This is a genomic window from Succinimonas sp. (assembly GCF_045225735.1).
Lineage (GTDB): Bacteria > Pseudomonadota > Gammaproteobacteria > Enterobacterales > Succinivibrionaceae > Succinimonas.
This window is the reverse complement of the sequence record NZ_JBGVBR010000389.1, coordinates 1-25,923: the sequence shown is the minus strand read 5'-3', so window position 1 is coordinate 25,923 and position 25,923 is coordinate 1. Positions and strand designations below refer to the sequence as shown.

Sequence of the window (25,923 nt, the reverse complement as noted above, 5' to 3'; positions counted from 1 at the left end):
TAAATGGAAAAGATTCGTCGCTCTGATGAGCCGGTATACTGGGGCCTGTTCGGCGCCGGCGGCATGGTTGTGGGCATGGCTCTCCCCGCCCTGCTGGTTCTTATGCTGCTTCAGGGACTGGGAGTTAACTGCTTCCACTACTTCAATGTTATCGCTAACCCGTTTGGGGCTCTGATGGTATTCTGCATCATCGCCGGCTGTCTCTGGCATGGTCTGCACCGTATCTACCACAGTCTCCATGACCTTCTGATCAAGCCCACCCCGCTGCACCACTATGTGCTGTACTGGGGAGCTCTGGTGCTGACTGTGCTGGCAGGGGTGCTGGTATTCGGCTACTGCATGATTAAGAACGGGATCCTCAACCTGAGCTTTGCATAACAGTTTGATTCCTTAAATCAAGTACTTACAAGACCTCCCTCCGGGGAGGTTTTTTATTGCCGCCATTATTCCGGCTTTTACCCTGGCTTCCCGCATTTTCCCTTTAATGCGCCCCGTTAATGTGCTATTCTTTAGGCGTTTTTAAGGTATTTTTTTATTTTGCGCAGGACTGACATGGCACAGTTTATTTACACCATGAACCGGGTGGGCAAGCTCGTTCCCCCGAAGAAATTCATTCTGAAAAATATTTCCCTGTCGTTTTTCCCCGGAGCCAAAATCGGCGTGCTGGGTCTTAACGGCGCCGGAAAATCCACTCTCTTAAAGATCATGGCCGGCATTGATACCGAGATTGAAGGCGAGGCCAGACCGCAGCCGGGGATTAAGATCGGCTATCTCCCCCAGGAGCCGGTGCTGGATCCTGAAAAAACCGTCCGCGAAACCGTGGAAGAGGCTTTGGGACAGGTAGCTCAGGCTCTTAAAAGGCTGGACGAAATCTATGCCGCCTATGCCGAACCTGATGCCGACTTCGATGCTCTGGCCAAGGAGCAGGCCGATCTGGAGGCTATTATTCAGGCCGGAGACGGACACAATATGGACAACCAGATCGAAAAGGCTGCCGACGCCCTGAGACTCCCTGACGGCGATACTCAGATCAAGGTGCTCTCCGGCGGCGAACGGCGCCGGGTGGCTCTGTGCCGGCTCCTTCTGGAACAGCCGGATATGCTGCTTCTGGACGAACCCACCAACCATCTGGATGCCGAGTCCATTGCCTGGCTGGAGGATTTTCTGCATCAGTATCCCGGCACCGTGGTAGCAGTTACTCACGACCGTTACTTCCTGGACAATGTAGCCGGCTGGATATTGGAGCTGGATCGCGGCGAGGGCATTCCCTGGCAGGGTAACTACTCCTCCTGGCTGGAGCAGAAGGAAAACCGCCTGAAGCAGGAGGAAAGCCAGGAATCCGCCCGGCAGAAATCCATTGCCCGGGAACTGGAGTGGGTAAAGCAGAGCCCCAAGGGCCGTCATGCCAAATCCAAGGCCCGTCTGGCTCGGTTTGAAGAGCTGAACAGCGCCGAATACCAGAAACGCAATGAAACCAACGAGCTCTTTATTCCGCCCGGGGAAAGACTGGGAGACAAGGTGCTGGAGGTTACCGGCATCACCAAGAGCTACGGCGGCCGCACCCTCATCGACAACCTGTCGTTTTCCATACCCAAGGGAGCCATTGTGGGCATTATCGGACCGAACGGCGCCGGCAAATCCACTCTGTTTAAGATGATCACCGGTCAGGAACAGCCTGACTCCGGCACCATCGAACTGGGCAGCACCGTGAAGCTGGCATACGTTGAGCAGTTCCGGGACAAGATGGACAACTCCAAGACCGTATTTGAAGAAATATCCAACGGTCAGGACATCCTAAAGGTAGGCAGCTATGAAATCCCCGCCCGTTCCTATATCGGCCGCTTCAACTTCAAGGGCACCGATCAGCAGAAGAGAGTGGGCGATCTCTCCGGCGGCGAAAGAGGCCGCCTCCAGCTGGCCAAGCTCCTCCAGGTAGGCGGCAACCTCCTGCTCCTGGACGAGCCCACCAATGATCTGGACGTGGAAACCCTGCGGGCGCTGGAAACCGCCCTTCTGGAATTCCCGGGATCCGCCATGGTGATTTCCCATGACCGCTGGTTCCTGGACCGTATCGCCACCCACATCATCGACTATCAGGATGACGGCAAGGTGACCTTCTATGCCGGTAACTTCACTGAATACGAGGAATGGAAGGTTAAGACCTACGGTGCTGATTCCATTAAGCCCCATCGGCGCAAGTTCAGAAACGTGGTCTGATAGCCGGTCTGGAAATACCTGCTATTCAGAGGAAGCTTTATTCCTGAAGGTCTGGTTTTCAGGAAGGGCTGGGTAGAAAGACAGATTCCGAATAGGGAATGCTGAGTGAAAAAGGGAGACAGCGAAAGCGTCTCCCTTTTTTATGGTGAAGCCGCAGTGCGGATAACCGCTTTGAGGCATATCTGGTGAGAGGGATCTTAAAATCAGAAATGCCGTTCACAGTATAATGGAAGAAGTTGCTGAGGCATTTCATTCGCGTTATATGAAAATTAAACCGAGGACAAACTTGGTATTGTGAAAAGCATAAAAGCTTTCTCAGAATCACATAATATAGATTTCAGCAATCTCGAAAAAATGGTTTGAGGTCAGCGACAGAGCGGAGGCGAAATAAATGGACAGTAACGTATCTCATGTGAAATATTCAAATACTCGAGACATCCTGCAGGATCTCCGCAATATCATCGAGGGGGCTCGTGTCAGCGCATATCAGGCTGTCAATTTCACCCTTGTTCAGCGAAACTGGCTTATCGGCCGCAGAATTGCGGAAGAAGAATTGCGCGGCGGTGATCGCGCTCAATATAGGCTGGAGGTCATCAAAACGCTATCCAGAGAACTGACGGCTGAACACGGCAAGGGCTTCACGAAGAAGCCGCTGCTTTCCTGGACACATTACAGGACTCTGTTGCAGGTGAAGGACGATAAGGCCAGAGCGTGGTATACCAGGGAAGCCGCCGAGCAGGCATGGGCTGTTCGCGCATTGCAGCAGAACATTGACACGCAGTATTACTGCCGTCTCAATATCATCTCAGAACACCGCTCCTGCGGAACAGGAAATGCGGAAGCTCACCGCCAGTTATCAGAAGGACAGGCTGGAATACCTGAAGAATCCTGTCATTGGGGAATTTCTTGGCTTATCCTCCAATATCGATACGACAGAAACGCAGCTTGAGTCCGCAATCCTATCCAATCTGCAGAAGTTTTTGCTGGGCAACGGCAAGGGCTATGCGTTTGTCGCACGGCAGCAGCTCATCCATACGGAGAAGCAGGATTATTTTATCGATCTCGTGTTCTACAATTACATCCTGAAGTTCTTTGTGCTGATTGATCTGAAAACCGGAAGGGATCACCCATCAGGACGTCGGGCAGATGGACATGTATATTCGCATGTACGATGAACTTAAGCGCGGCGAGGGGGACAATCCCACACTGGGGATCGTGCTATGCTCTGAAACTGATGAAGATATCGCCAGGTATTCCGTGATGCATGGGAGCGAACAGCTTTTTGCCGCCAAGTATAAGCTGTATCTGCCAACGGAAGACGAGATTCGCGCGGAGATCGAGGCACAGAAGGCTATTTTTTATCTTCAGCAGAAAGAACAGAACGAACAGGATGGAGCCGGCTTGTAGATCATAGTCCTCCCAGAGGCCCCAGTTTGTTTACCAAACTGGGGGTATTGTCCTTAGTGGCTGCCACTGGCCAGATTCAGCGCCATATCAGAAATCACCGGCTGTCCATGAGCAGTATGTCATGGAGCCAGTACCCAAGATTGTTACTTTCCCGAAAGCTCCCGGGCCGGCTTGATTTTTGAGGCCATGATCGCCGGAATCACCGTAGCCATAAAGCTCATGATTACGGCAATGCCGGCGACATAAACCGCATCCTGCCAGTGGAATTCCGTGGGAACAAAGCCGATAAAGTACACATTCTGATTCAGCACGTGAAAACCAAAAACATGCTCTATGCCGCTTACTATCTCCGAGAGATTTACCGCCAGGGGAACGCCCAGAATAATGCCCGCTAAAGTTCCGGCGCAGCCGCTTATCGCTCCCTGCACGGCAAAGGTCTCCATCACCGCCAGCCGGGAGTATCCCATGGAAAGGAGAATCGCCACCTCGGAACGCTTGTCATTGACGGCCATTATCAGGCTGGAAACAATATTGAAGCAGGCCACGGAAATCACCAGAAAGAGAGCCAGATAGAGAATGGATCTTATCATCTGGATATCCTTGTAAAGCCGGCCCTGCACCGACATCCAGCTTCTGACATAAAGATTTCCGGCGGAAACCCGCTGGGCCAGATAACGGGCTCCGTCCATGCATTCCGTTCCCGCCTGCAATATGTCAGCAGTTCTGAAGGCGATGTTATTAGCGGAATCCTCCGGCAGATCCAAAAGCTTTCTGGCTTCATTTATGTTTATGAAGGCCACCGCAGCATCCAGCTGTCCGCCGATTTCCAGAATGCCGGTCACCCGGAAGCGCGCGGAACTGAGAGCTCTGGGGCCGCTCTGATCCCGGCTTTCGGACGCCTTTTGCGCCGCCATAAGAAACTCGGCGCTGTCTCCGATTTTTACCCCCAGCTTGCGGGCAATACGGCTCCCCAGAACGATGCCGGGAGCCTCTGTTTCGGACGCATTCTCCGGAGAATGGTTTTCCGGAGAAGGGTTTTCTGCGGAATTATTATCCGCTGCCAGAAAGCTGCCCTCTCTGATAAAGGGACTGAGATGCAGCACCTCAAGCTCCGCCTGGGGATCCACAGCCCTGACCTGTACCCCTTTATAAACGCCCCCGGCGGAAACGAGACCATTAATGATGATTTCCGGAGCTGCCGCCGCCACCGCCGGACTTTCTGCCAGGATCCGAGTCTTTTCAGAAACGCCCAGAATGTACTCGCCTTCCACGGGATAGATTTCGGCAGCCGGAATAACCCCCAGCACCCGGTAGCGGAGCTCTCTTTCAAAGCCGTTCATGGCCGAAAGCCCCGCCAGAATGGCAATCACCCCGATGGCAGCCCCGATGGCGGATGCCTTGCTGATAAAGCCGGACATCATGGTTTTTCTGCCGGAGGAGGAGAAGCGGAAGCCTATTAAAGCAGGAAGGAGCTTATGCATTTTACTGAATTACCCCGTCTCTCATGGTCAGCACTCTTTCAAAGCGGGAAGCCAGCTCCCGGTCATGAGTAACGATCATCATGGCAGAACCGGCTTCCTCCCGGAGCTCCAGAAGGAGATCAAACACGCTGCCGGCGCTTTTATGATCCAGATTTCCGGTAGGTTCATCGGCCAAGAGGAGATCCGGCTTATTCACAATGGCCCGGGCAATCGCCACCCGCTGTCTCTCGCCTCCGGAAAGCTCTGAGCTCCGGTGATGCATCCGATCCCGGAGCCCCACCCTTTCCAAAAGAGCGGTTACTCTTTCATTGATCTCATCCCGGGGCGTGCCGGCTATTAAAAGCGGCATGGCGACATTTTCAAAAGCGGAAAAGTCTGCCAGAAGATGGTGAAACTGATAGACAAACCCCAGATGCCGGTTCCGGAAAACAGCAAGGGCGGACTGAGGAAGCCGGAACAGATCCTGGCCCCGGAAAAGCACCTGTCCTGCGGTGGGAGCATCCAGCGTGCCGAGAATATGAAGCAGGGTGCTCTTGCCGGAGCCGGAGGCCCCAATCACTGCGGTCATTTCATGAGCATTAAGACTGAAGTCAATCCCCCGGAGCACGCTGGTTTCAATGCTGCCCTCCCGGTATACCCTGGTAAGTCCGGTAACCTCCAAAAGCTTTTCAGTATTCATCCTGCCTCTCTCCCTGCTCCTGTTCTGCTCTTACTCCTGTCCTGCTCTTACTCATGCTTCCCTACTCATACCTCAAAAACTCCACCGGACGGGTGCGGGAAGCCCGGAAGGCCGGATAAAGAGTTACCAGAAAGCTCATCACAATGGCGCTGGCGGCAATAACCAGCACATAAGTCGCATTCACCTGAACCGGAATGCCGGCCATGGCCCCGAAATACTTGTAAAGCCCGGCCATCCTGAGGGTGGTTCCGATATTAAAGGCCAGAAGAAGCCCGAGACCGGTGCCCAGCAAGGTTCCCGCAATGCCGGAGATCGCCCCCTCCACCACGAATATTCCCATGATGGTGCGGGAGGTCATGCCCATGGTTCTCAGGATGGCGATTTCCTGAAGCTTGCCCACCACCACCATAATTAGAGCGGACAGCATATTAAAGCCGGCCACGACAACAATAAGGGCCAGCATCAGAGTCATCATAAACTTTTCCATAGCGATGCTCTGGAAGAATTCCCCCTCGGTCTCCCGCCAGTCCGAGGCAATGCTGAAGCCCAGATCCTGAACCGCCTTCCGCGCCCGATCCACCTCATAGGGATCACTTAGCCACAGTCTGAAGCCGGATACAGCGCCTTTGGGATAGCGAAGGAGCTTCCGGACATCCTCCATGCTGGCCAGCACCACGGGAACGCCTCCGGAGGAAACCACTCCCAGATGGTAGACTCCGGAAACGGTAAAGAGCCTTTGCACCGGCTCTCTCCCGAAGGGGGTATAGCGCGCTCCGGAGGTGGAAATGATTCTTACCCGATCTCCCGGGAGAGCCCCCAGGGCATCAGCCAGGGGAGCGCCCATAATAACCTCGAAGCTCCGGGGCTCCAAATTAGCAAAGGCGGCGGAACCGGCATCAATGCGGAGCAGATCATGCACCGGATAACGGGAAGGCGCAATGCCGTAAAGACGGGCTCCGGTAAGAGCGTTCTCTCCCTGAATAAGCACCTCGTCGGAGATTTCGGGCATGGCGGCGGTTACTCCGGGAATACGGAGGACACGGCTCACATCGGCATCCTCGGCAATAGTCCCTCCGGATCCGGTAATCACGAGATGGGGCACCTCGGAAAGGAGCCGCTCCTTAAGATCCCCTTCAAGACCATTCATTACCGACACGACAATGATAAGAGCCGCCACGCCCAGCATAATGCCCAGCATGGATAATAAAGCAATCACGGACGCAAAACGGTGCCGTCCGGAAGAAAAAACGTAGCTGAGACCTATTGAAAGAAAAATAGGACTGAAAATTTTTCTTTTCACCTGTCTGTTGCCTCCGCCGTCCGGGATGGAAAAGCGGCGCCCCTGCCGCTCCTCCGCAAATACCGGTTATCGCCGGCCGCCTTTTCTGTCTCCGGCATCTCGCCAGAACATCCCATGCGGCCTTTAAAAAACAAAAAATTATACAGGAATCACCCTGCCCGTGTCGCCGGGAAATGCCGCCCGGCATAAAAAATCAGCGACTGATCCTGCAAAGATCATTTCCAGCAAAGATCATTTTTGGTTTTGGGAAAGAAGCTCCTTTTCCCGCTCCCGGGCATCGCTGCGTTTCTTAAGGAACTCCCGTTCCCGGGCGAAGACCATTTCCACAATGGCGTCCTCATCCTCGGGACGGATCCGGTAAAAGGAAAACCGTACCCTGCCGCTGTCCCCGGTTTTTTCCCGATCCTCCTCCGGAGCCTCCAAGAGCGCATAGGCATAAACGGCATTTCCCTCCTCCGGAAAATACAGCTTCACCCGGTAAAAATCCCCGGGCTTCCCGGAAAATGTTCCTTCGAACGCAGCATCCAGCTCCCCCCGGGCAAAGCTGAACCCGCTCCCTCCGAAGGTGGCGGTTTTGGGGAGACTTCTTCCGGAAATCATTTCCCGGGCGGAAATTCTCTCCCGCACCAGAAGCCTTTCAAGACGCAGAATCTCCTCCCGCTCCAGAAGCAACAGTTCCAGAAGCGCCGCAAAATGGCTTCCTTCTCCCGCGATTTCCCGGGAACAGCGGCCGGAGAGATCCGGAAAGCTGCCCCGAAGCAGAAAGAGATCCGGGATCTCCTGAGCAAGATCCCGGGCCTCCGGAATTAGGGTTCCCTCCGGAACATGCTCAAGCTCGGCTAATACCGGAAACTCTATTTCATGAAGATGAGCCATGAGATCCTCGCATTTTTTAATCTCGGCCGGCAGCAGCAGGCCATAAGAAACCGCAAAACGGGCAAAAGCCGGCCCGGTCTTCCGGCATTTTTCCGGAAAATGAGGAGTCTGCTCCCTGCCCTGCACCGGATGTAAATTCTGAATGATGCTCCGGGATAATGCAAGAGTCGCAAAAGGGAGTCAGCGGCAAGACAGCAAATAAAAGCAAAAGACAGGGAAACCGCCCGGAACCTGACACAAGGCAGGCACTTGAAAAAGGAAACAGTTCAGGGGCCAGCCCAGGCTGTTTTCTGTTTCCAATTTTTCCGGACAATTTTCCGGACAAAGTGTAAAATAGGACAAATTCGGAAAACGAGGACAGGAAGGATCCTGTCCGTCATAATCCGGTGCCGGAAAAAGCCCTTTTCCGCTAAGCCGCGCCCAAAGTCAGGCCGGCAGAACAGCCAATATAAAAAAGGGCATTATCTGTCTCCGTGATGAGACGGGAAGCGTCATGAGGCCTTTGTTTCCGCTATTTCCCCCGGGAAATAACGGCAGCCCTGACGATTCCAGGTTTATTTTTGCAAAGGAGTTTTATAAATGTCTGATACTGCTCAGAAGACAGCTATTCTTTCCATACCCGGTATGGATCCCATAGAGCTGCCCATACTGAAAGGAACTCTCGGTCCGGAGGTTATCGATATCAGAGCTCTGGGTTCCCACGGGTATTTCACGTATGATCCCGGCTTTGTCTCTACAGCATCATGCAATTCCCGCATTACCTTTATCGACGGAGCCCGAGGCGTGCTCCTTTACCGCGGCTACCCCATTGATCAGCTGGCTACCGGCTGCGACTACCTGCAGGTCTGCTATCTGCTTCTGAACGGCGATCTCCCGGACAACGAACAGTACCAGGAGTTCAGACACCGCATCACCCATCATACCCTGGTGCATGAGCAGATTAATTCCCTGTTCAAGGCCTTCCGCCGCGATTCCCACCCCATGGCCATCATGTGCGGCATTGCCGGCGCCCTTTCCGCCTTCTATCACGACTCTCTGGACATTTACGATCCGGAGCAGCGGGAGCTCACCGCCATGCGGCTCATCGCCAAGATGCCGACTCTGGCCGCCATGTCCTACAAGTACTCCATCGGCCAGCCCTTCATGTTCCCGAAGAACTCCTTAAGCTATGCCGGTAACTTCCTGAACATGATGTTTGCCACCCCGTGCGAGGATTACGAGGTAAATCCGGTAATCGAAAGAGCGCTGGATCGCATCTTCATTCTGCACGCCGATCATGAACAGAATGCCTCCACCTCCTCGGTGCGCATTGCCGGTTCCTCCGGAGCCAACCCTTATGCCTGCATCGCTGCCGGTCTGGCCTCTCTCTGGGGCCCGGCGCACGGCGGCGCCAACGAGGCCTGTCTCCGCATGCTGGAGCGCATCGGCACCGTGGAACGCATTCCCCAGTACATCGCCAAGGCCAAGGACAGAAACGATCCCTTCCGCCTCATGGGCTTCGGCCACCGGGTGTACAAAAACTACGACCCCCGCGCCAAGGTGATGCGGCAGACCTGTCATGAGGTGCTGAACGAGCTTCATATCTCCGACCATCCGCTTCTGGACGTCGCCATGAAGCTGGAGGAGATCGCTCTTCACGATGATTACTTTATCGAGCACAAGCTCTACCCCAACGTGGACTTCTACTCCGGCATCGTGCTGAATGCCATTGGCATTCCCACCAACATGTTTACCGTAATCTTCGCCCTGGCCCGCACCGTTGGCTGGATCAGCCACTGGATCGAGATGAACGAGGATCCGGCATCCCGCATCGGAAGACCCCGTCAGGTCTACATCGGGCAGCCGGAGCGGGAGGTTAAGCCGCTTAACGAAAGAGAGAAGTGCATTATCACGCGCCCGGAGAAGTAATGCTGATTCTGCCGGCGGAATAACCTGAAGAGAACGCCGGAAGGATTCACGCTCCCCTTCCCTCACACAATTGAAAAGGAGCCCGGAATAATTCCGGGCTCCTTTTTCTGTCTCAGTTAAGAGCCGGCCGAATACCGCTCCTCAGCTCAGCAAAAATCCGACAAATTATAATCGCTGTAATCATGCTCCCGGGCTTCCCGGTCATACTTCTTAAAGGCATCGCAGGGCTCCTCCTGAGGCAGCCGGAATCTCTGGCAGATTTCCGTAATAAAGATCTGCATAGAAAACTCGTTCATCGGAAAAAATTCCGCCTTGGTCGCGGGACGGAGCCAATTCTTCCTGTCCGCTCCTGGCATCGCATCCCGGTACAGCATCTCCCGGAAAGAATCCGGATCCTCATCAGGCTCATAATCCTTTGTTATCTCCGGAAGACTATAGGCGCAGGCCCCCTCCTTCCGAAAACCGCTGTCCGCGTAACCGCCCTGCCAGCCTTGCGGTATATCACTGACATCATCATCTGTATCCCGGAACCTAATGATCACTCCCTGATACAGCTTAAGACCGCAGTAATAATAATTACCGATACGCCTTGTCCGCAAATACTGCGGAAAAACCAAAACCGCCCGGGTGATCTCCGCAATCCTGCTCCAGGGGAGCAGCATCACCCCGTCAAGATTGGCCATAAGAAGGTGATTATTCCCGAAAATAAACAGAGATTCTCCGGAAGACAGATATCGCGCAGAATCCAAAACCTTTTCCGGATCCGGCCGGGAGCGGCTCCGCTCTCCGGACTCATGACTGCCCTCGCTCCGGGAGATCTGCTTCAGCCACACCTTGCAGGGCGCTCCGGTGAAAAAACCGGAAAGAATGAAGAAGAGCACAAAAAAGAGCACGGGAAGCCCCAGATTCCACAGGAGGAAAGAATCCCATTTCGCCGGATCAAGGCCAACTCCCTCAACACCGACAATCAGGCGAAGACCGCCGTAAAGAAACACCAGGAGCGCAATTGCCGCTTTGAAATTCAGGGGAGACAGCCGAAAAAATCGCGTCACCCGGGAAACAACGCCGCCCCGGGAAAGCTGCCTTAAGGGATGCCGGGACTCGTATGCGGCAAAAGCCCTCTGCCATTCCGGATCCCGGTAATGCCGGCCGGTACAAAAGCTTTCGGCTTTGGCCATAATGCGGCGATCATGAAGACGGATCCTGAGCTGATCCGCCAGAAACGCCAAAAACATCAGAAGGCCTAATGTCACACCAATAACGGCAAAAGGATTAAAACCGTAACTCTGGATTATTAAGAAGGAAATAAACATCCCAAAGGCCAGCAAAGCAAAGATGCTAAACCAATATATGAAAGCAAGAATCATAGAGAATTCCCTGTGTAAAAAGCCCCGGCGCGAGCCAGCACCGGAAACATAGCTCAGGCGCTCAGAAGAAATCCGACAAATCATAATGGCCGTAATCATGGCCCCAAAATTCATGACTGAACCTCTTACTGACGTCGCAGGGCTCCTTCAGGGGCAGCCGAAATCTCTGGCAGATTTCCTTTATGAAGAGATGCATGGCAAATTCGTTCATGGGAAAAAATTCCGCATGGGTAACCGGATAGCCCCCAGGCGTCCTCCCGGTGCCCCGGGCCGCATCCTGAAGCACCATCTCCCGGAGAGAATCCGGCTCATAATCCGGGTCAGCATCCTCTGTTATCTCAGGGATGTCATAGCAGTCTCCGTCTTTCCGAAAACACCCGATTTCATATTCAGATCCCTGCCAGTACTTCGGCAGATCGGGGGCGTTATATTCGTGCCGGAACGTGATGATCACTCCCCGAAACATCTCAGTGCCCCAGTAGCTTTTATTACCGCCCTCGGGGCGGCGATACACCGGAAAAATCAGCGCTGCCCGGGTAACCTGCGTAACGCTGCTCCAGGGAACCACCATCACCCCGTCGGGATTGGCCATAAGAAGGTGCCGCTTCCCGAAAATGAACAGGGATTCTCCGGCGGAAAGATACCTTGCGGAATCAAAAAGCTTTTCAGGATCCGGAAAAAAGCCGCCCCGCTGCCCGGACTTATGTTTGGCCCGGCTCCGGCGCACCTGCTTACGCCATATCTTGCCGGGCACTCCGGTAAAAAAACCGGAAATCATAAAGGAAAGCAGAAAAATCAGCGCCGGAAGCTCCAGATTCCACAGCAGAAAAGACTCCCATTCCGCCGGATTGCGTCCGAGGCCATCTGTTAAGGAGATAAAACGAACATAGCCGTAAATAACCACCGTGAGCCAAATGGCCGCTTTGAAATTCAGAGGAGAAAACCGGTAAAACCGCCTTACCAGAGAGACGACGCCGCCCCGGGAAAGCTGCCCCAGGGGATGCCGGCTCTCATATGCGGCAAAAGCCCTCTGCCATTTCGGATTCCGGTAATAATGGCCTTCGCAGAAGCTTTCAACTTGGGTGAGAATATGCTCATCATGAGCGCGGACATTGAACTTCTTCAGAAAATACGTCAGAAGCAAAACCGGCAGAGATACCAGAACAATGGCAATTGCAACGTTAAAATGAAAATATAAGGCGACAAAGTAGGCAATCACCGCCGCCACGAGCATTAACGCGCAAAAGCTGAAAAACATTTTGAGAAACAGCATCACAAATCCTTCTCGGTATTAAAAACGCCCGGCGCAATCCGGTGCCGGAAACCGCAGCGACTCCATAACAAAAAACCCCTGCCGCATAAACCGTAACAGGGGTTAGCGGATCCAAACCGGAATCAGCTTTCCGGTACCGCAGCATTGTCAGCGGGTTCCGCTTCAATATCCGCTGCTCCGTCCTCCGGCGCATTCTCAGCAGCATCCTCCTGAGCCGGGAGAGCCGCCTCCTCGGCATCAGCTTCCCGGGCCTGACGTGACAAAGCCGGAGCGGGTTTTCCGCGGACGCGGTTCAGGCTGTTCAGCCACTTCTCGGTCTCCTCCTGGTTCTGCACCTGGAAGTAGAACAGATCCTCCTGGAGCTTCTGATAATTGATTAAGTCACTGCAGCTATGGGTATCCACATCATTGGAAACCGCTATATAGTGCTCCATAAGCCCGATAGATGAAAAGCTGTATCCGGTATGTCTGCTGAGCACGCAGGCATATTTGCCGGAGCTCACCACTCCCATGTCCCGGTTATAGGCAAAGCTGAAGCGGCACAGCTTGTTCTTCTGCAAAAGATCGCAGCCCAGAGCATAGACCTCCCGGCCGGCCAGGGAATGAGCCATCAGAGTGGCCATAATGTCCTTATGGGAGCCCCATCTTTCCGGCACATAATGATCCCGGGAGAGCATATAGTCATCGGGGAGATGGAGATAAAAGGGCACCATGTAGCCCAGAACCGATTCCACCGGATGCCGGCTGTAACCGATGCCCCGGAGATTGTGATCCCCGGTGGCGGCGATAATGGTCTTAGGAGCCAGCTCTTCATCGTTCTTGATTCGGGAAATAAAGAGGCCCAGCTCATTCAGGGCATACTTATAGGTACCGAATATCACCTCCGTATTGGGATACGGGAAGCGCCCCTTGATATCAGGGGTCAGCTTGGGAGGCAGGACATTGGATCTCACGGGAATGCGGTAAGGGGGATGGTTGGTAACCGTCAGAATCACCATGAAGATCGGCTTGTTTTTTCCGGCGTTATCCTTGGAGCGTTCCGTTTTCAGAATGCTGAAGGCCTTGTCAAAGGTATAGCTGTCATCAACTCCCCAGGTGCCCGAGGAGGCATCAGGATAGTCCTTCATGAGAGAGGCTTCGTCAATAATCCGATCAACTCCCTGCTTTTTCAGGAAGTTTCCGATATTGCGCCAGCTCTGGGATCCTCCCGTCACAAACACAATCTCATAGCCGGCCTGTTTATAGGGCTCGATAAAGCTGGTAATGAAGCGAGAGCCGGAATAGGAGGCGGTGGACAGCGAGGCCGAGGGTACCCCGAACAGCAGCCGGGACATGCTGTCCATGGTGCCGTTGCCCTCTGACAGAAAATTAAGCCAGAAATAGTCCCCTGACTCGCCCTTAACATGCTGCGAGAGTTCCCCCAGCGCATTCCACTTGCCGGAGGAACCGGCAATCATAATGTGCCGCCCCCAGCTTTCCATAACAGCCAGTACAATATCCGGAGGATTGCCAGCAATATAATCATCGCGAGGAAGAGTTTCCTTAAATTGCTTAAACGGATCAAGGGTATTAAGCTCCATGCCAAGTTTCTTGTAATCCAGGGCCAAGTCGGTAAACTGCACCCGGGGGATGTCATCCTGCCTGAGATACCACTTCCAGGCCCAAAAGAGATTAATGGGGCCGTTGCTCACGCCCATGTTGACGAGAGCGCTGCGGGATACCGCCGTATGCTCCATGCGGAGAGGCAGCGTGCCCAGGGAGCCCCGGAGGAAAAAGAAATAGAGACCCGCGCAGATCACGGTTCCGGTCAGTAAGAGCGGCACTCCCATTCTGGCATGACCGATGGTATTCCGCATTTTCTGGAACAGCCAGGGATGGATCCAGTGAATAATAAGAGCGCTCAGGAGGAGGTACAGCGTGAGACCGCCCAGACCCCAGTAAACCGGATAATCCACCATCAGGGTGCGGATCACCGCCAGAGGGGATTCGTCCCCTACTGAAAATATAAAGGCATCAATGGGACGGTCGTAGGTTTTGAAATAGAAATAATTAACCAGAGTCGTGACGGCAAGGCAGCTCTGGGCCAGAAGATCAAAGAGCCAGAAAAATTTCTGATAACGCTCTGCCATGGTCTGCCGGAAGCAAAACAAAGCCAGCAGCACCGCCGGGAGATACAAAAAGGCAATGGCCTTCAAATCAAACAGAAGAGCCACCCGGTAGAAGGCAAACTTTTCCGAAGAGGAGATAACCCGGAACCCGGTGCCGATAAAATCATGGATCAGAAAAAACCGCCCGGCCCACAGCACCAGAAGTCCCATAAGGAATCCCAGGGTTATCCTGATAACCAAAAAGCGCATAAACTTGCGATAACTGATTTTAGTGTGGTCGCAAAAACTGAAAATACCCAAGGGAACCTCCCCTTTCATATATAAAACCGCGCCGGCGCCACTTAGATCATACATGATTTGTCATTGTTGACAAATAAGCGTTATCCGATCTGTGAATCTTAAGAAGCAAAATCACGGCCCCAGGGTTTTCCGAGAAGATTGCCGGAGATGCTGCCGAGGGTCAGGGCAATAAAAAAGGAAGCCCTGAGGCTTCCCTTTAAATCATTTTTCTGAAAAAACCGGTTACTGCGCTATACAGGCACACTATGCTGCAGGGAGCACCGGTTTTCTTCCGGATTCAGGATCTCCTTAGAGGGAATCCTTGGAACCAAGCTCCTCGAAGGCTTCCTGGAGACGGGCAATCATGCTCTCCTGACCCTTTCTGAGCCAGGCGCGAGGATCGTAGTACTTCTTGTTAGGAGCGTGTTCGCCTTCAGGATTGCCCAGCTGACCCTGGAGGTAAGCTTCCTTGGCCTTGTAGTACTGGAGCACGCCGTTCCAGGTAGCCCACTGAGTATCGGTGTCGATGTTCATCTTAACTACACCGTAGCTTACGGCATCGCGGATATCCTGAGCGGCAGAGCCGGAACCGCCGTGGAATACGAAGCTTAACGGCTTGGAACCGGCAGGGAGACCCAGCTTCTCGGCAACATAGGCCTGAGAATCGCGGAGAATGGTGGGCTTCAGCTTAACGTTGCCGGCCTGGTATACGCCGTGAACGTTGCCGAAGGAAGCGGCAATGGTGAAGTTCGGGCTGATCTTGATCAGGCGATCGTAAGCGTAGTAAACATCCTGAGGCTGAGTGTAGAGAGCGGATTCGTCCTTGCCGGAGTTATCAACGCCGTCTTCCTCGCCGCCGGTGCAGCCCAGCTCCAGCTCCAGAGTCATGTCGATCTTGGCCATGCGCTCCAGATACTGGCAGCAGAGGTCAACGTTGTCCTTGAGAGACTCTTCGGAAAGGTCAATCATGTGGGAGGAGAACAGAGGCACGCCGTGCTCGGCATAGTACTTCTCGCCGGCATCCAGAAGGCCGTCAATCCACGGCAGGAGCTTCTTGGCGCAGTGGTCGGTGTGCATGATTACCGGAACGCCGTAGGCAGCGGCAACGTTGCGGGTATGGAGAGCAGCGGAGATGGAGCCCAGCACCTGAGCCTGCTGGCCTTCCAGCTTAAGTCCCTTGCCGGCAATAAACTGAGCGCCGCCGTTGGAGATCTGCACGATTACCGGAGCCTTGGCAGTGCGGGCAGCTTCGATTACGGCATTGATGGAATCGGTGCCAACGCAGTTAACAGCAGGAATGGCAAAACCATGCTCTCTGGCAACTTCAAAAACCTTGTTCAAATCCTTTCCGGCAACTACGCCAGGCTTTACAACATCTAAAATCTTAGTCATTTGGACATTTCCCAAAAATTGAATTAAGAGACAAAACGAAGCGGGAGGATAAATCCTCCCGTGGAACTATAAAAGAATATTAAGCCTTTTCAGCTGCGCGCTTTTCAAGAATTTCCACAGCCGGAAGCTTCTTGCCCTCAACAAACTCCAGGAAGGCGCCGCCGCCGGTGGAGATGTAGGAGATCTTGTCGGTTACGCCGTACTTCTGGATGGCATTGATGGTATCGCCGCCGCCGGCAACGGAGAAGCCTTCGCTTTCGGCAATGGCTTCGGCCATGGCCTTGGTGCCGGCGCCGAACTGATCGAATTCAAATACGCCAACCGGGCCGTTCCAAAGAATGGTCTTGGCGTTCTTAATGGTATTGCAGATTTCTTCCATGGTCTTGGGGCCCAGGTCGAAAATCATATCGTCATCAAGAACATCCTTCACATCCTTGGTTTCAGCAGCGGCGCTTTCGCTGAATTCCTTGCCGGTAACCACGTCAACTACCTCGGGAATCTTGGTCTCCTTGGCGATCTTGGTGGCTTCGTCCACGAGATCGTTCTCGTAAAGGGACTTGCCTACCTTGTTGCCCTGAGCGGCGATGAAGGTATTGGCAATGCCGCCGCCTACAATCAGGAGGTCAGCAATCTTGGAAAGGGAATGGAGCACGGTAAGCTTGGTGGAAACCTTGGAACCGCCTACAATGGCAACCATCGGATGAGCAGGATTGTCCATGGCCTTGCCCAGAGCATCAAGCTCGGCAGCGAGGAGCGGGCCGGCGCAGGCAACGGGAGCGAACTCGGCAGCGCCGTAGGTGGTGCCCTGAGCGCGGTGAGCGGTGCCGAAGGCGTCCATTACGAATACGTCGCAGAGAGCGGCATACTTCTTGGCCAGAGCTTCATCGTTCTTCTTTTCGCCCTTGTTGAAACGGCAGTTTTCCAGAACTACCACTTCATTCTCGTTTACTTCAACCGGAGTATCAAGATAGTCCTTTACCAGACGTACCGGAACATCCAGAAGTCCCTTCATGTAATCAACTACAGGCTTAAGGGAGAATTCCTCGTTGTATTCGCCTTCGGTAGGACGGCCCAGATGGGAGGTAACCATAACCTTGGCGCCCTTCTCCAGAGCAAGCTTAATGGTGGGCAGAGTAGCGGTTATGCGCTTGTCGGAAGCAACCTTGCCATCCTTTAAAGGTACATTCAAATCTGCGCGAATCAGAACCCGCTTGCCAGCCAGATCCAAGTCAGCCATCTTGATAATAGACATTGTGTGATCCTCAACGGAGTAAAAATGAAAAAACCAAACCAGCCCCGCAGAATAAAAGACCCGCAGCGCCAGTTTATTCAGACTGAGTTAATTCTACTCCATTTTCCCCGCCCTGTCTGTATTCATAAGGTTATTATCCTCGCAAATCCGCTGATTTTGACACATGAAACGGAGTCCCGCCCGGAACATGTCATATCTCATAATCTGGCAGGTTCCAGCGCGATGTACTCTCCCCATTCATCTGCTTCCGGGAATACTCGCTTAATCTCCTCCGGGAGTTCCCGGGTAAAGCGATACTCTGACACTCCGGCAGGTTTTTGCATATCCTTAAGCGCATATTCTGCCGCAGTCTTGTTCTTATTATCCCGGCGCAGTATTAAACCTATTGAGGGGTTATCCCTCTCTGTTTTCAGCTTTTCATCAGCAAGAGAGAGGCAGAGATTCATTTTTTCGGCAGCTTCCGGAATCAACTGCCCGGTTTTCAGATCAGAGGCCGCATCTGCGACCACGACTGCCGCCACATAACAGTGCAGGAAAGTGTTGTAAAACAAAATACCCCACGGGTATTCATCAAAGTCAGGGGTTAATGGGTACCGATAACCCATGTATGCGAATCCTGAGCCCTTCTTCAATAAGAAATCCGTGATGTTCTTAATCAGATCATCTTTTGTTTGGGGTTTCTTGATTTTTTCAGCAAGTGCCACGAAATCAAAGATGTACGGATCCTCCATCGTCTGGATCGCGAGCTCGCTTTGCGGCTCCGGCAGGGAAATCTTCGAAAGAAGCCGGTCGTAATTCTGCTGTTTCCTGCCTTGCTCGCGACCCATGAGTCCGGCAGCTATCTGATGCTCCAATACGGCGAGAGACCACCCGTTCTCCATGGTCTTTGCGCCGTACCAATAACGAGATTCCATGCTTTTCAGTTTTTCAAGCAGCGCAAGGTTATGAGACCAGGGCAATTTTGCAGACACCGTCTGCAAAAAGTTATGATCCGTTATTTCTGCCGCAAAACGTTTCATGTAACGCAGGTTTCGCGCTGAAAACCCCTTTGCATCCGGATATGAAAATTTGATCTCCCTTGCCAGAGTGTCAATAAACCTGTTCCCGCAGGCAGCATGCGCCTTCAGCTCATTTCCGATATCCCAATACAGCATTATCAGCTGTTCATTTACCTGCCGGAGAGCCTGATACTGCGCTGCTTTGATGCTGTTTTTGATACCCGCTATGAGTTGTTGCATCTCCCGGTTTTCCGCTGCTTCCATCCCGTCATCCTGATTCTGTCATTCAATTTTGCAGACACCGTCTGCAAAATTGAGTTTACCTGAAAATCTTAACATTCTCCCCCGCCGAACTACGGCAGTTCCCGGACATTGCCAGCCTGAGCAATCATACAGGCAGGAACGGAAGTTAAAGTTCCGAGGAATAGTAATCAAGAATGAAAGCACCTCTGGTGCTTTCTGGTTAATAGCTAAAGGGGCTTGGTTATGGGCGTCTGGCATGGGGAGAACGCAGATCAAAGCAAGCGTGTTCATTTTAGTTCGCGCCTGAAGCAGAGTATGAAGCACCTGCCCACTCATACTTGCCACAAAAGTTGCGTTTTTTAATCGTGAGATGTGTCGCAGATGTTATTTTTCAACAGTCGTAAGCATCTCATAGCATAAGCATCTCATAGTCCAATTTATCCTCACGTGATGAAGAATGTCATGAATAATCCGGATAATCTCGAACTCCAGTAAGCATCTCTATGTCTGTGTCGCTCCAATATTTATTGCTCCATCTGTAATAGCGCTCTTTCCTTTTCTTAAAAATCCTGAATGGCATTTTGGTATTATCATACAGATGAAAAACATCACACACTTCTACAAGCTGAGGAATCAGTTTTAGCGCCCGCTCGTAACGCTGTCTGATTTTTTCTGCCGGCACTCCATGTCCGCCAAGCGCTTCACGAGCTTCTACTCTGGCAATATTTATCTCAACATCGGACGTTAACACATAAATTCCACGCACAAAATACCCCTGCTGTTTAGCTCTTGTCTAAGCCCAGGTAATATGTCCCAATTCTGCTCGCGGATTTTGTCCCTCTAAGCTATTATCTTGCTCACCAGCTTTGGCCTGCGGGGTGTAATGGCCCTGTAGCTGGGTGTAGCCCGGAATGAGGAAGTTCCGGGAACGTGATTGACAGTATGGCCGTAGTTTTTAGACGGGAGCTTTGCCCTGGGTGGGGGCTAGCCCCCACCCCCGGCAAAAACCGCCCGAAAAAAAAGCCTTCCACCACCGCAAGGATCAGGAATCTCCGATTTTGCTTAATACTGCGTATTTCTGGTCTTGGATTTCGGCATCGGATCGATGCAAAAAAGAAAATTTGAAAACATTAAAGAGGATCTCCAAGAGAGCCATCACCCAATGTCTTGCAAACACATGATGCCCCTCCTGCATAAAGCATGGTTATTGTAACACAGGGACACTTAATTTGCATACCGGATCCGGTTGTGGATCCTGATACCTGCATCGGGAAAATTATAGCCGAGCTTCGGGAAAACGAAGCTCTTGGAGTAATACGCAAATACAAGGTTAAATCAGAATTCATTCTTGTGTGCTCATATTGCGGAGCCCTTTGCACTCATTACGGTTATACTCATAAAGTGGTTTTCAACCCGGGCACAAATCTGATGGATGTTTTATTCCTGCAGCGGTGCCAGTGCTCGAATCCCTATTGCGTATGCCGCGTAAGAAGAGATCAGGCAAAATCTGAAGCGGAGTCCAAAAAGAAAGGCAAAAAGGTAGAATATATCGGCTGCAATGTTACGCACGTTGTATTTCCTGACTTCCTGATGCCTTTCAAAAGGTACCCCGCATTTTTTATCGAAACCGTTGCCCTGTTACGGCAAATCGTAAACAATGATTATCCCGATGCTGACAAAGCTTTAATTCAGAAGGATCAGAAGGTTATCGACCTCAAAGAATTCTTCGTTTCATCTTACGGCAACTATATCCGCTGCCTTTCTCATTCCCGCCCTGATAATAAAGACCGCCTGAGAAAAAAATCAGACAGGACGCCTCTTCCCGCAGACGGAGCAGCCGTATGGCAGTGGCTCTGCATTTCCTTTGTTTATGAGGATACCGCCTCATATGATGATTTGAAAACCGCAGAGAAATTCGAAGAGCTGGTACGCAGGGCCGCAGCAAAACTCAAGGCCGAAAAGGAAGGTTTCTTCCGGAGCTTCCTGCGGCGCATCAGGAACAGCACCGCCGCTGCCGGTTTCACCGATTTGAGCAGGTACAAAAAACGGCTGGAATTTGTGGCCCGGATAACCCACCTGCATTTCATGAACCGCCTGCTGCTTTCCCGGTTTGTTCCTAAATTCCCAACATACTATCTGGGTTATCGCTATTGCGGGTTTGCCAAGATGTAATCACCGGCTTGCAGAAGCAGCCCGAAAACCGATTTCGGAGGTGATTTAAATGGCAAAAATCGATAAAAACAGGGACACAGCCGCCAATAGGCTTCAGATTATTTCTCCGCTGGTGCTGAATTCGGGCAGCAGCGCGGTAACCTGCGCCCAAATTGCAATTGACAATAAGCGGTCAGTGAAGACGATCAGACGCTGGGTTCAGGCATACAAGGCAAAGGGCTTCAACGGCCTGATCCCTGATTATAAGGGAGGCTCGACCATCAAGAAGACCTATGTCAGGTTTGACGAGGTTCTCAGCAAAGCCATATCAATGCGTCAGACAGATCCGCGCATTCCGGTGAAGAATATCATCTTCGCATTTGAAAGCGAAAACCCCGAGTGCAAGGGCATCATCAAGCGTTCCACTCTGCAGAGACATCTGCAGGAGCATCATTACGGCAAGAAGGAACTGCTGGCTCAGGAAAAGATGGATGGCAGAAAATGCTTCCGGAGATACCGCCGCAAAACGATTCTTGACATTGTGCAGTGCGATGTCAAGGAATTTCCCAAGGGGCATTTCGTCGATGAAAACGGAGCCCCGTGTTCCGGCTATGTTCAGATCTGCATTGACAACTGTTCCAGAAAAATCATTTCCTACAAGGTGGGACTTGATCAGAGGACTCACATCGTAACCGACTGCCTTAAGCAGATTGTTTCTGAAATCGGCATCCCCAAAAACCTTCATTTGGACAATGGCGCCGCATATAAATCGAAGATTGTAATGCGGGCGTGCAAAATCCTTAATATAAACATCATACGATGCGATCCTTATGCCGGGTACCAAAAAGGCGTTGTCGAGAGAGTTAACGGCAAGCTTAACGATCTGGAAAATCAGATTCTCGCAATAAAGGGGGGGATCAAATTTGAAACATTTAAAAAGCTGGTTGCCGCCTGGGTAGATCAGCACAACCTCGCTCCCCACAGCACTCTTAAAGAAGGAGATGAGCATCTGTCTCCGGAGGAGTACTGGAACAGGCATTTCGTGAAACATGAAACAGCTGATGAAGAAACGATTAACTACGTTTTTAAGGCCTCTGAATCCAGAAACGTATCCAGTGAAGGCACCATAAGCATTAACAAAAAAAATTACGAGGTGAATGTTGACGTTTCGCCGCCGTTTTCCACGGCGGAAGTGCTGATCAATCCCGACGGCACGGTTGAGCAGATTCTTGCGAATTACAAAACCCAGAGGATTTACGAGCGGATAATGCCGGAGCATGCCCCGGCCAGAAAAAAGAAGCAATCCGGCCGGGATGAAAAGACGCGTGATATCTCCTATCTCAAATCCCTGCTGAGGGAACAGGCCAGAGCTCAGGGCCGCGTTATTGATGATGCTCTGGAAAAGGAAATCGAAAATGCTCTGGCCCCTTTCACCCGGGGACAGACGGCTAAAGCGTCTGCAAATACGCCGCAGTCTGTTTCTCAGGAGAGTTCAGATCAGCAGCCGGAACAGGATCCGCCGGCAGGGAACGGCAAGAAAGTGGAACGCGGGATGGGGAATAACCATTCCCCCTTCCTCAGCATGGATGAAACGCAGGGCAAATAAGGAGCAGACATGAGCGATAACATTGGATTTTTAAAGAAGTTCGGAATGATCCGGGTGCCGTTTACACCGAACATCGGGATTGAGTATCTCAGCAAGCCGGAGCAGTTTACTGACACGCTGAACCGCTTAAACTACGTCGCCGGCAACCAGATGTTCGCCGTGCTCACGGGCATTGTGGGGGTTGGCAAGAGCACTGTCCTCCGGGCCTTCAGCAATGGACTGTCCCCCGAATCCTATGAGGTTCTTTACATATCTCAGAGCAATCTGTCGCCCAGGTGGCTGTACTCCATTCCTCTGAATCAGATGGGGATTGATCCGAGGTTTTACGCCAACGACGCTAAGAAGCAGTTCCATGAAGCGCTGTTCTCTCTGACTGCCGTCAAGCATAAAAACGTGGTTATGATTATCGATGAGGCTCATCTGATAAACCATCGGACGCTTCAGGAAATAAGGTTTCTGCTGAACTGCAAATTTGACGCCGGCAATCCGCTGTGCCTCATTCTTGCCGGACAAAATGAACTCTGGCAGGTGCTGGAACGGGAGGAAAACATGGCCATATCGCAGCGCATAGACATGATATGCCGGATGACGGCTCTGACTGACAATCAGGTCGGAATGTATATCGCCTCTCATCTGACATATGCCGGGGCCAAAGAGCAGATATTCTCCTCGGAAGCCATAGAGGAAATCAGCAGAAAATCCCAGGGCGTGCCAAGGCTGATCAACAAGATCTGCACCCACTCTCTGCTGTATGCGGCATCGCAGGGAACGGAGCTTGTAACCCGGGACATTGTGGACAGCGCCATAAAAAATGAACTGCCCAGATGCGTCCTGCTGTAACCGAAAATCAGGAACATGAAATCAGAGCAGATGAACTGTGACCTCTTCATCTGCTTTAAACGGAGGAAGAGAAATGGAACAGACTTCAGAAACCGCCGCATCCGGCACCGGTGCGGTTCCGGCAGCCGCCGCTTCGGACAGCGGCAATCAGAGTTACGTTACCAGAGACATGGTAAGGAATGCCGTAAGCAGTCTTAAACTGCAAAACAGGAAACCGACCATCGCGGAAATCCGCAAGGTTCTTGGCAACAAAGGCAGTTACTCAACCATCTCCAAATGGCTGAATGAGCTTCGCCGGGAGGCGGAACCTTCGGCTGATCCGGAAAAATCCGAGGCTGCGGTGATTCTTGCCGAGTCAGCATCGAGGACCGTTCAGGATTTATGGGAGCTTGCCAGGGGCGAAATGAAAAAGGTGTATGAAAAGAAAATCAGGGATCTCAATGCGGAAATAGCCATCCTCAATGAAAACCGGGATGAGCTCTGCAAGGAAATTGACGCGCTGCGGGAGCAATCAAGGCTGGACGGAGAGCTCATTAAGAAAAATAACCTTCAGCTGGGAGAAGCCAGGGGAACTGCCGACAGCGTCAGGAGAACCAATGAACAGATCATGGAAATGGTAAAAAGCATCCTGAATCTGAATCAGCGGAACGTCACCGCCGGCTTCGCAGATGCTCTCCGGGATTCTGACACGCCGAATTCCGGCCTGCCGGAAACCGGCCATTCATAGCCATTCCCTGCACCGGCGTGGAATAATCACTATCAACAAGGAGGAAATCAGCATGACTGATACTGACAATCTGTCTGACAGGAAATATCAGGATCTTTACGAGGACTATCAGATTCTTTCCGAGGAATATAAGGTTCTTTCTGATATATGCCGGGATGTTTACGATGACTATCAGATTCTTTCTGAGGAGTATCAGAATCTTGATGATGAATATCAGGATCTTTATGATAACTATGCCATCTGCAGATCCGGAGCAGAACTCGACAACGAAAAAAAATTAAAGAATCAGATTGCCGGCCTTAAAAAGGAGATCAGCGAGCTAAAAGATCAGGTTGAAGATCTTGAAGAGACATGCTGTATGGGCGGCGGCAGAATATCGGATCTTGAATACCTGATCGGTGCTCTGCGGACTCAGATAAGGCAGTACAGCGAGCGGTACAGCAAAATACAACGGTTAGTGATGCCTTTTGCCGCATACTGCTCCCAGAATTCCGAAAATGACAGGCCTGAGATTGACCGGCTTATTTGCGCCTTCAAAGATTCCATGACAAAAATTCTGGCTGAGACAAAGATGCTGATTCAAAGTTTGTCGAGATACAATGAGCTGCACAAGCCGATTTCGGATTAAGATTCATCTCACAAATACACCAGCCGCTGCAGAGCTGCCGTCAGGCTAATAAATCTGAAACATCATTGCAATACTGCGGGCCCGCGCTCGCAGTTCTCTCATTCGCATATCATCATTCTCGTAAAACAGACATCCCGGAGCCGAAGTAAGCTAATCATCCCGCCCGTCCCCTGGCAGGGGATCAGGATTAATCGGAAAAGGCAATCAGGAAATTCCGGAAACAAAACTCTCACGCCTCTCCATAGTCATTCTGAGATCGCGCCTCCTTCATTCATCTCAAACATCAGCAGCAACTGTCCTGCTACCATGAAATTCAGTGCTTCTGGTAGTTTCATCGCCAGTGATGCCGGAATTTGGCTGGTATAGGCTTACAGGTGTAACATTCCAAATTACACCTGTAATGGAAAATTACAGGTGTAACGGCGAGACAAACTCAGTGAGCAGCATTGAAGAAATATGGGACAAACCTGGTGAACAAAAAAGGGACAAAATCAGGAGTCTTTGACAGCTCTCCTCAAAAGCAGGAGATTTCTGTCTGTGGACAATACCGTTTCAAATGTAAAGTCCTTCTTTTCAGAAATCATTTTCTCGCGAAGTTCTTCAGCCTTTTCTGCCGCTTCAAGATCTGTACATAGCGTAGCCCTTTTTATATCATCAGCGTTGACATATTCTCCAACCGTCTTTGCCATCTTTGTAATTGTTGTTTTGCCACTGCCATTTGGGCCTGCAAATACCATAACCTCAGGAAGTCGTGTTGCGAGTGTCTCCGACATACTTGCGCCTCCCATCTGGATATTCAAGGTATGCTTTTTTTAACTCATCGTCATATCTGGCTACAGGAAGTCCCTTTATTTTTCTGATTTCATCATCTATTCTGATAGATGCCTTAAACCGCTCTGTAAGCTCCTCGTCAGAAATTCCGCAAGTCGAATCCAATTCATTAGCCACTTCAATAGTCTCTTCCATCCGAAACTCCTTTTCAGTTGATCTTTCACGCATTCAAATGAAAATCTGATCTCCCCTGCCTGATCGGAAGCCACAGGCAGTTTTGCTCCCAAACAGTTCCTGAGTAAGATATAAGCAGAGACATTATGCCAAGTTTCCGCTGCGGAATCACTGTCAGATTCGCCTTCCGCTCCAATTTTGCAGACAACGTCTGCAAAATTTAGTTTCTCTGAAAATCTCAACCTC

The 25,923-nt window shown here is 51.7% G+C and carries 25 protein-coding genes; 12 read left to right on the top strand and 13 right to left on the bottom strand.

The features are described 5' to 3' along the window. The first annotated feature begins 12 nt into the window (after nucleotides 1-12). The 5 genes from frdD to ACJROR_RS13870 all read left to right on the top strand — a co-directional run bounded on the left by frdD (nucleotide 13) and on the right by ACJROR_RS13870 (nucleotide 3,624). Nucleotides 13-378, top strand: a complete 366-nt coding sequence (frdD, locus tag ACJROR_RS13890; protein ID WP_406038245.1) for a fumarate reductase subunit FrdD — start codon at nucleotides 13-15, stop codon at nucleotides 376-378. A 174-nt stretch (nucleotides 379-552) separates the two neighbouring features. Continuing rightward, nucleotides 553-2,217, top strand: a complete 1,665-nt coding sequence (gene ettA / locus ACJROR_RS13885) for an energy-dependent translational throttle protein EttA (protein WP_406038217.1) — start codon at nucleotides 553-555, stop codon at nucleotides 2,215-2,217. Between the two features lie 391 nt (nucleotides 2,218-2,608). Continuing rightward, nucleotides 2,609-3,166, top strand: a complete 558-nt coding sequence (locus tag ACJROR_RS13880) for a DUF1016 N-terminal domain-containing protein (RefSeq protein WP_406547623.1) — start codon at nucleotides 2,609-2,611, stop codon at nucleotides 3,164-3,166. Beyond that, a complete protein-coding gene (locus ACJROR_RS13875; protein WP_406547622.1) occupies nucleotides 3,051-3,392 on the top strand; it encodes a PDDEXK nuclease domain-containing protein in 342 nt (113 codons plus the stop codon). Before ACJROR_RS13880 ends, ACJROR_RS13875 begins: the two co-directional genes overlap by 116 nt. Continuing rightward, nucleotides 3,364-3,624: a PDDEXK nuclease domain-containing protein gene (locus tag ACJROR_RS13870; protein ID WP_406547621.1), complete on the top strand. Its 261-nt coding sequence runs from the start codon at nucleotides 3,364-3,366 to the stop codon at nucleotides 3,622-3,624. Before ACJROR_RS13875 ends, ACJROR_RS13870 begins: the two co-directional genes overlap by 29 nt. A gap of 143 nt (nucleotides 3,625-3,767) precedes the next feature. On the opposite strand, the gene ACJROR_RS13865 is transcribed toward ACJROR_RS13870, so the two are convergent. The 4 genes from ACJROR_RS13865 to ACJROR_RS13850 all read right to left on the bottom strand — a co-directional run bounded on the left by ACJROR_RS13865 (nucleotide 3,768) and on the right by ACJROR_RS13850 (nucleotide 7,960). Further along, on the bottom strand, nucleotides 3,768-5,105 hold the full coding sequence (locus ACJROR_RS13865; RefSeq protein ID WP_406547620.1) for an FtsX-like permease family protein: 1,338 nt from the start codon (nucleotides 5,103-5,105) through the stop codon (nucleotides 3,768-3,770). A 1-nt stretch (nucleotide 5,106) separates the two neighbouring features. After that, nucleotides 5,107-5,784: a lipoprotein-releasing ABC transporter ATP-binding protein LolD gene (gene lolD, locus ACJROR_RS13860; protein ID WP_406547619.1), complete on the bottom strand. Its 678-nt coding sequence runs from the start codon at nucleotides 5,782-5,784 to the stop codon at nucleotides 5,107-5,109. Nucleotides 5,785-5,845: 61 nt separating this feature from the next. After that, complete coding sequence (locus ACJROR_RS13855) at nucleotides 5,846-7,084, bottom strand: lipoprotein-releasing ABC transporter permease subunit (protein WP_406547618.1); 1,239 nt, start codon at nucleotides 7,082-7,084, stop codon at nucleotides 5,846-5,848. A gap of 231 nt (nucleotides 7,085-7,315) precedes the next feature. Continuing rightward, on the bottom strand, nucleotides 7,316-7,960 hold the full coding sequence (locus tag ACJROR_RS13850) for a hypothetical protein (protein ID WP_406547617.1): 645 nt from the start codon (nucleotides 7,958-7,960) through the stop codon (nucleotides 7,316-7,318). A 579-nt stretch (nucleotides 7,961-8,539) separates the two neighbouring features. Here ACJROR_RS13850 and gltA point away from each other — a divergent pair. After that, nucleotides 8,540-9,868 carry a citrate synthase gene (gene gltA / locus ACJROR_RS13845; RefSeq protein ID WP_406547616.1) on the top strand — a complete coding sequence of 443 codons (1,329 nt, stop codon included), beginning with the start codon at nucleotides 8,540-8,542 and terminating at the stop codon, nucleotides 9,866-9,868. A gap of 146 nt (nucleotides 9,869-10,014) precedes the next feature. Here the strand turns inward: gltA and ACJROR_RS13840 are convergent, their stop codons facing one another. The 6 genes from ACJROR_RS13840 to ACJROR_RS13815 all read right to left on the bottom strand — a co-directional run bounded on the left by ACJROR_RS13840 (nucleotide 10,015) and on the right by ACJROR_RS13815 (nucleotide 18,696). Then, a complete protein-coding gene (locus ACJROR_RS13840) occupies nucleotides 10,015-11,235 on the bottom strand; it encodes a hypothetical protein (protein WP_406547615.1) in 1,221 nt (406 codons plus the stop codon). Nucleotides 11,236-11,296: 61 nt separating this feature from the next. Next, the gene (locus ACJROR_RS13835; RefSeq protein ID WP_406547614.1) at nucleotides 11,297-12,508 is read right to left on the bottom strand and encodes a hypothetical protein; all 1,212 of its coding nucleotides are present in this window, start codon (nucleotides 12,506-12,508) and stop codon (nucleotides 11,297-11,299) included. 122 nt (nucleotides 12,509-12,630) lie between these two features. After that, on the bottom strand, nucleotides 12,631-14,916 hold the full coding sequence (locus ACJROR_RS13830; protein WP_406547613.1) for an LTA synthase family protein: 2,286 nt from the start codon (nucleotides 14,914-14,916) through the stop codon (nucleotides 12,631-12,633). 288 nt (nucleotides 14,917-15,204) lie between these two features. Then, nucleotides 15,205-16,287 carry a class II fructose-bisphosphate aldolase gene (gene fbaA / locus ACJROR_RS13825; RefSeq protein WP_406038239.1) on the bottom strand — a complete coding sequence of 361 codons (1,083 nt, stop codon included), beginning with the start codon at nucleotides 16,285-16,287 and terminating at the stop codon, nucleotides 15,205-15,207. Nucleotides 16,288-16,366: 79 nt separating this feature from the next. Beyond that, a complete protein-coding gene (locus tag ACJROR_RS13820; RefSeq protein ID WP_406547612.1) occupies nucleotides 16,367-17,539 on the bottom strand; it encodes a phosphoglycerate kinase in 1,173 nt (390 codons plus the stop codon). 197 nt (nucleotides 17,540-17,736) lie between these two features. Then, nucleotides 17,737-18,696 (bottom strand): PDDEXK nuclease domain-containing protein, encoded by a 960-nt coding sequence (locus tag ACJROR_RS13815; RefSeq protein WP_406547628.1) that lies wholly within the window; start codon nucleotides 18,694-18,696, stop codon nucleotides 17,737-17,739. On the opposite strand from ACJROR_RS13815, the gene ACJROR_RS13810 reads away from it, so the two are divergent. Continuing rightward, a complete protein-coding gene (locus ACJROR_RS13810) occupies nucleotides 18,655-18,864 on the top strand; it encodes a hypothetical protein (RefSeq protein ID WP_406547629.1) in 210 nt (69 codons plus the stop codon). The genes ACJROR_RS13815 and ACJROR_RS13810 overlap by 42 nt on opposite strands. Nucleotides 18,865-19,240: 376 nt before the next feature. Here the strand turns inward: ACJROR_RS13810 and ACJROR_RS13805 are convergent, their stop codons facing one another. Further along, nucleotides 19,241-19,546 (bottom strand): hypothetical protein, encoded by a 306-nt coding sequence (locus tag ACJROR_RS13805; protein ID WP_406547611.1) that lies wholly within the window; start codon nucleotides 19,544-19,546, stop codon nucleotides 19,241-19,243. 482 nt (nucleotides 19,547-20,028) lie between these two features. Here ACJROR_RS13805 and ACJROR_RS13800 point away from each other — a divergent pair, with 482 nt between their 5' ends. From ACJROR_RS13800 to ACJROR_RS13780, 5 genes are all read left to right on the top strand, one after another. Beyond that, nucleotides 20,029-20,952, top strand: a complete 924-nt coding sequence (locus ACJROR_RS13800) for a hypothetical protein (RefSeq protein ID WP_406547610.1) — start codon at nucleotides 20,029-20,031, stop codon at nucleotides 20,950-20,952. A gap of 49 nt (nucleotides 20,953-21,001) precedes the next feature. Then, nucleotides 21,002-22,537, top strand: a complete 1,536-nt coding sequence (locus ACJROR_RS13795; protein ID WP_406547609.1) for a DDE-type integrase/transposase/recombinase — start codon at nucleotides 21,002-21,004, stop codon at nucleotides 22,535-22,537. 9 nt (nucleotides 22,538-22,546) lie between these two features. Continuing rightward, nucleotides 22,547-23,377: an ExeA family protein gene (locus ACJROR_RS13790; RefSeq protein WP_406547608.1), complete on the top strand. Its 831-nt coding sequence runs from the start codon at nucleotides 22,547-22,549 to the stop codon at nucleotides 23,375-23,377. Between the two features lie 73 nt (nucleotides 23,378-23,450). Then, nucleotides 23,451-24,104, top strand: a complete 654-nt coding sequence (locus ACJROR_RS13785; protein ID WP_406547607.1) for a DNA-binding protein — start codon at nucleotides 23,451-23,453, stop codon at nucleotides 24,102-24,104. A 52-nt stretch (nucleotides 24,105-24,156) separates the two neighbouring features. Then, nucleotides 24,157-24,732, top strand: a complete 576-nt coding sequence (locus ACJROR_RS13780) for a hypothetical protein (RefSeq protein WP_406547606.1) — start codon at nucleotides 24,157-24,159, stop codon at nucleotides 24,730-24,732. A 491-nt stretch (nucleotides 24,733-25,223) separates the two neighbouring features. Here ACJROR_RS13780 and ACJROR_RS13775 read toward each other — a convergent pair whose 3' ends face one another. Further along, nucleotides 25,224-25,505, bottom strand: a complete 282-nt coding sequence (locus ACJROR_RS13775; protein WP_406547605.1) for a hypothetical protein — start codon at nucleotides 25,503-25,505, stop codon at nucleotides 25,224-25,226. Then, entirely contained in the window at nucleotides 25,474-25,698 is a 225-nt protein-coding gene (locus ACJROR_RS13770; RefSeq protein WP_406547604.1) for a hypothetical protein, read from the bottom strand. The genes ACJROR_RS13775 and ACJROR_RS13770 overlap by 32 nt, the downstream gene beginning before the upstream one ends. Nucleotides 25,699-25,923: the final 225 nt, after the last annotated feature.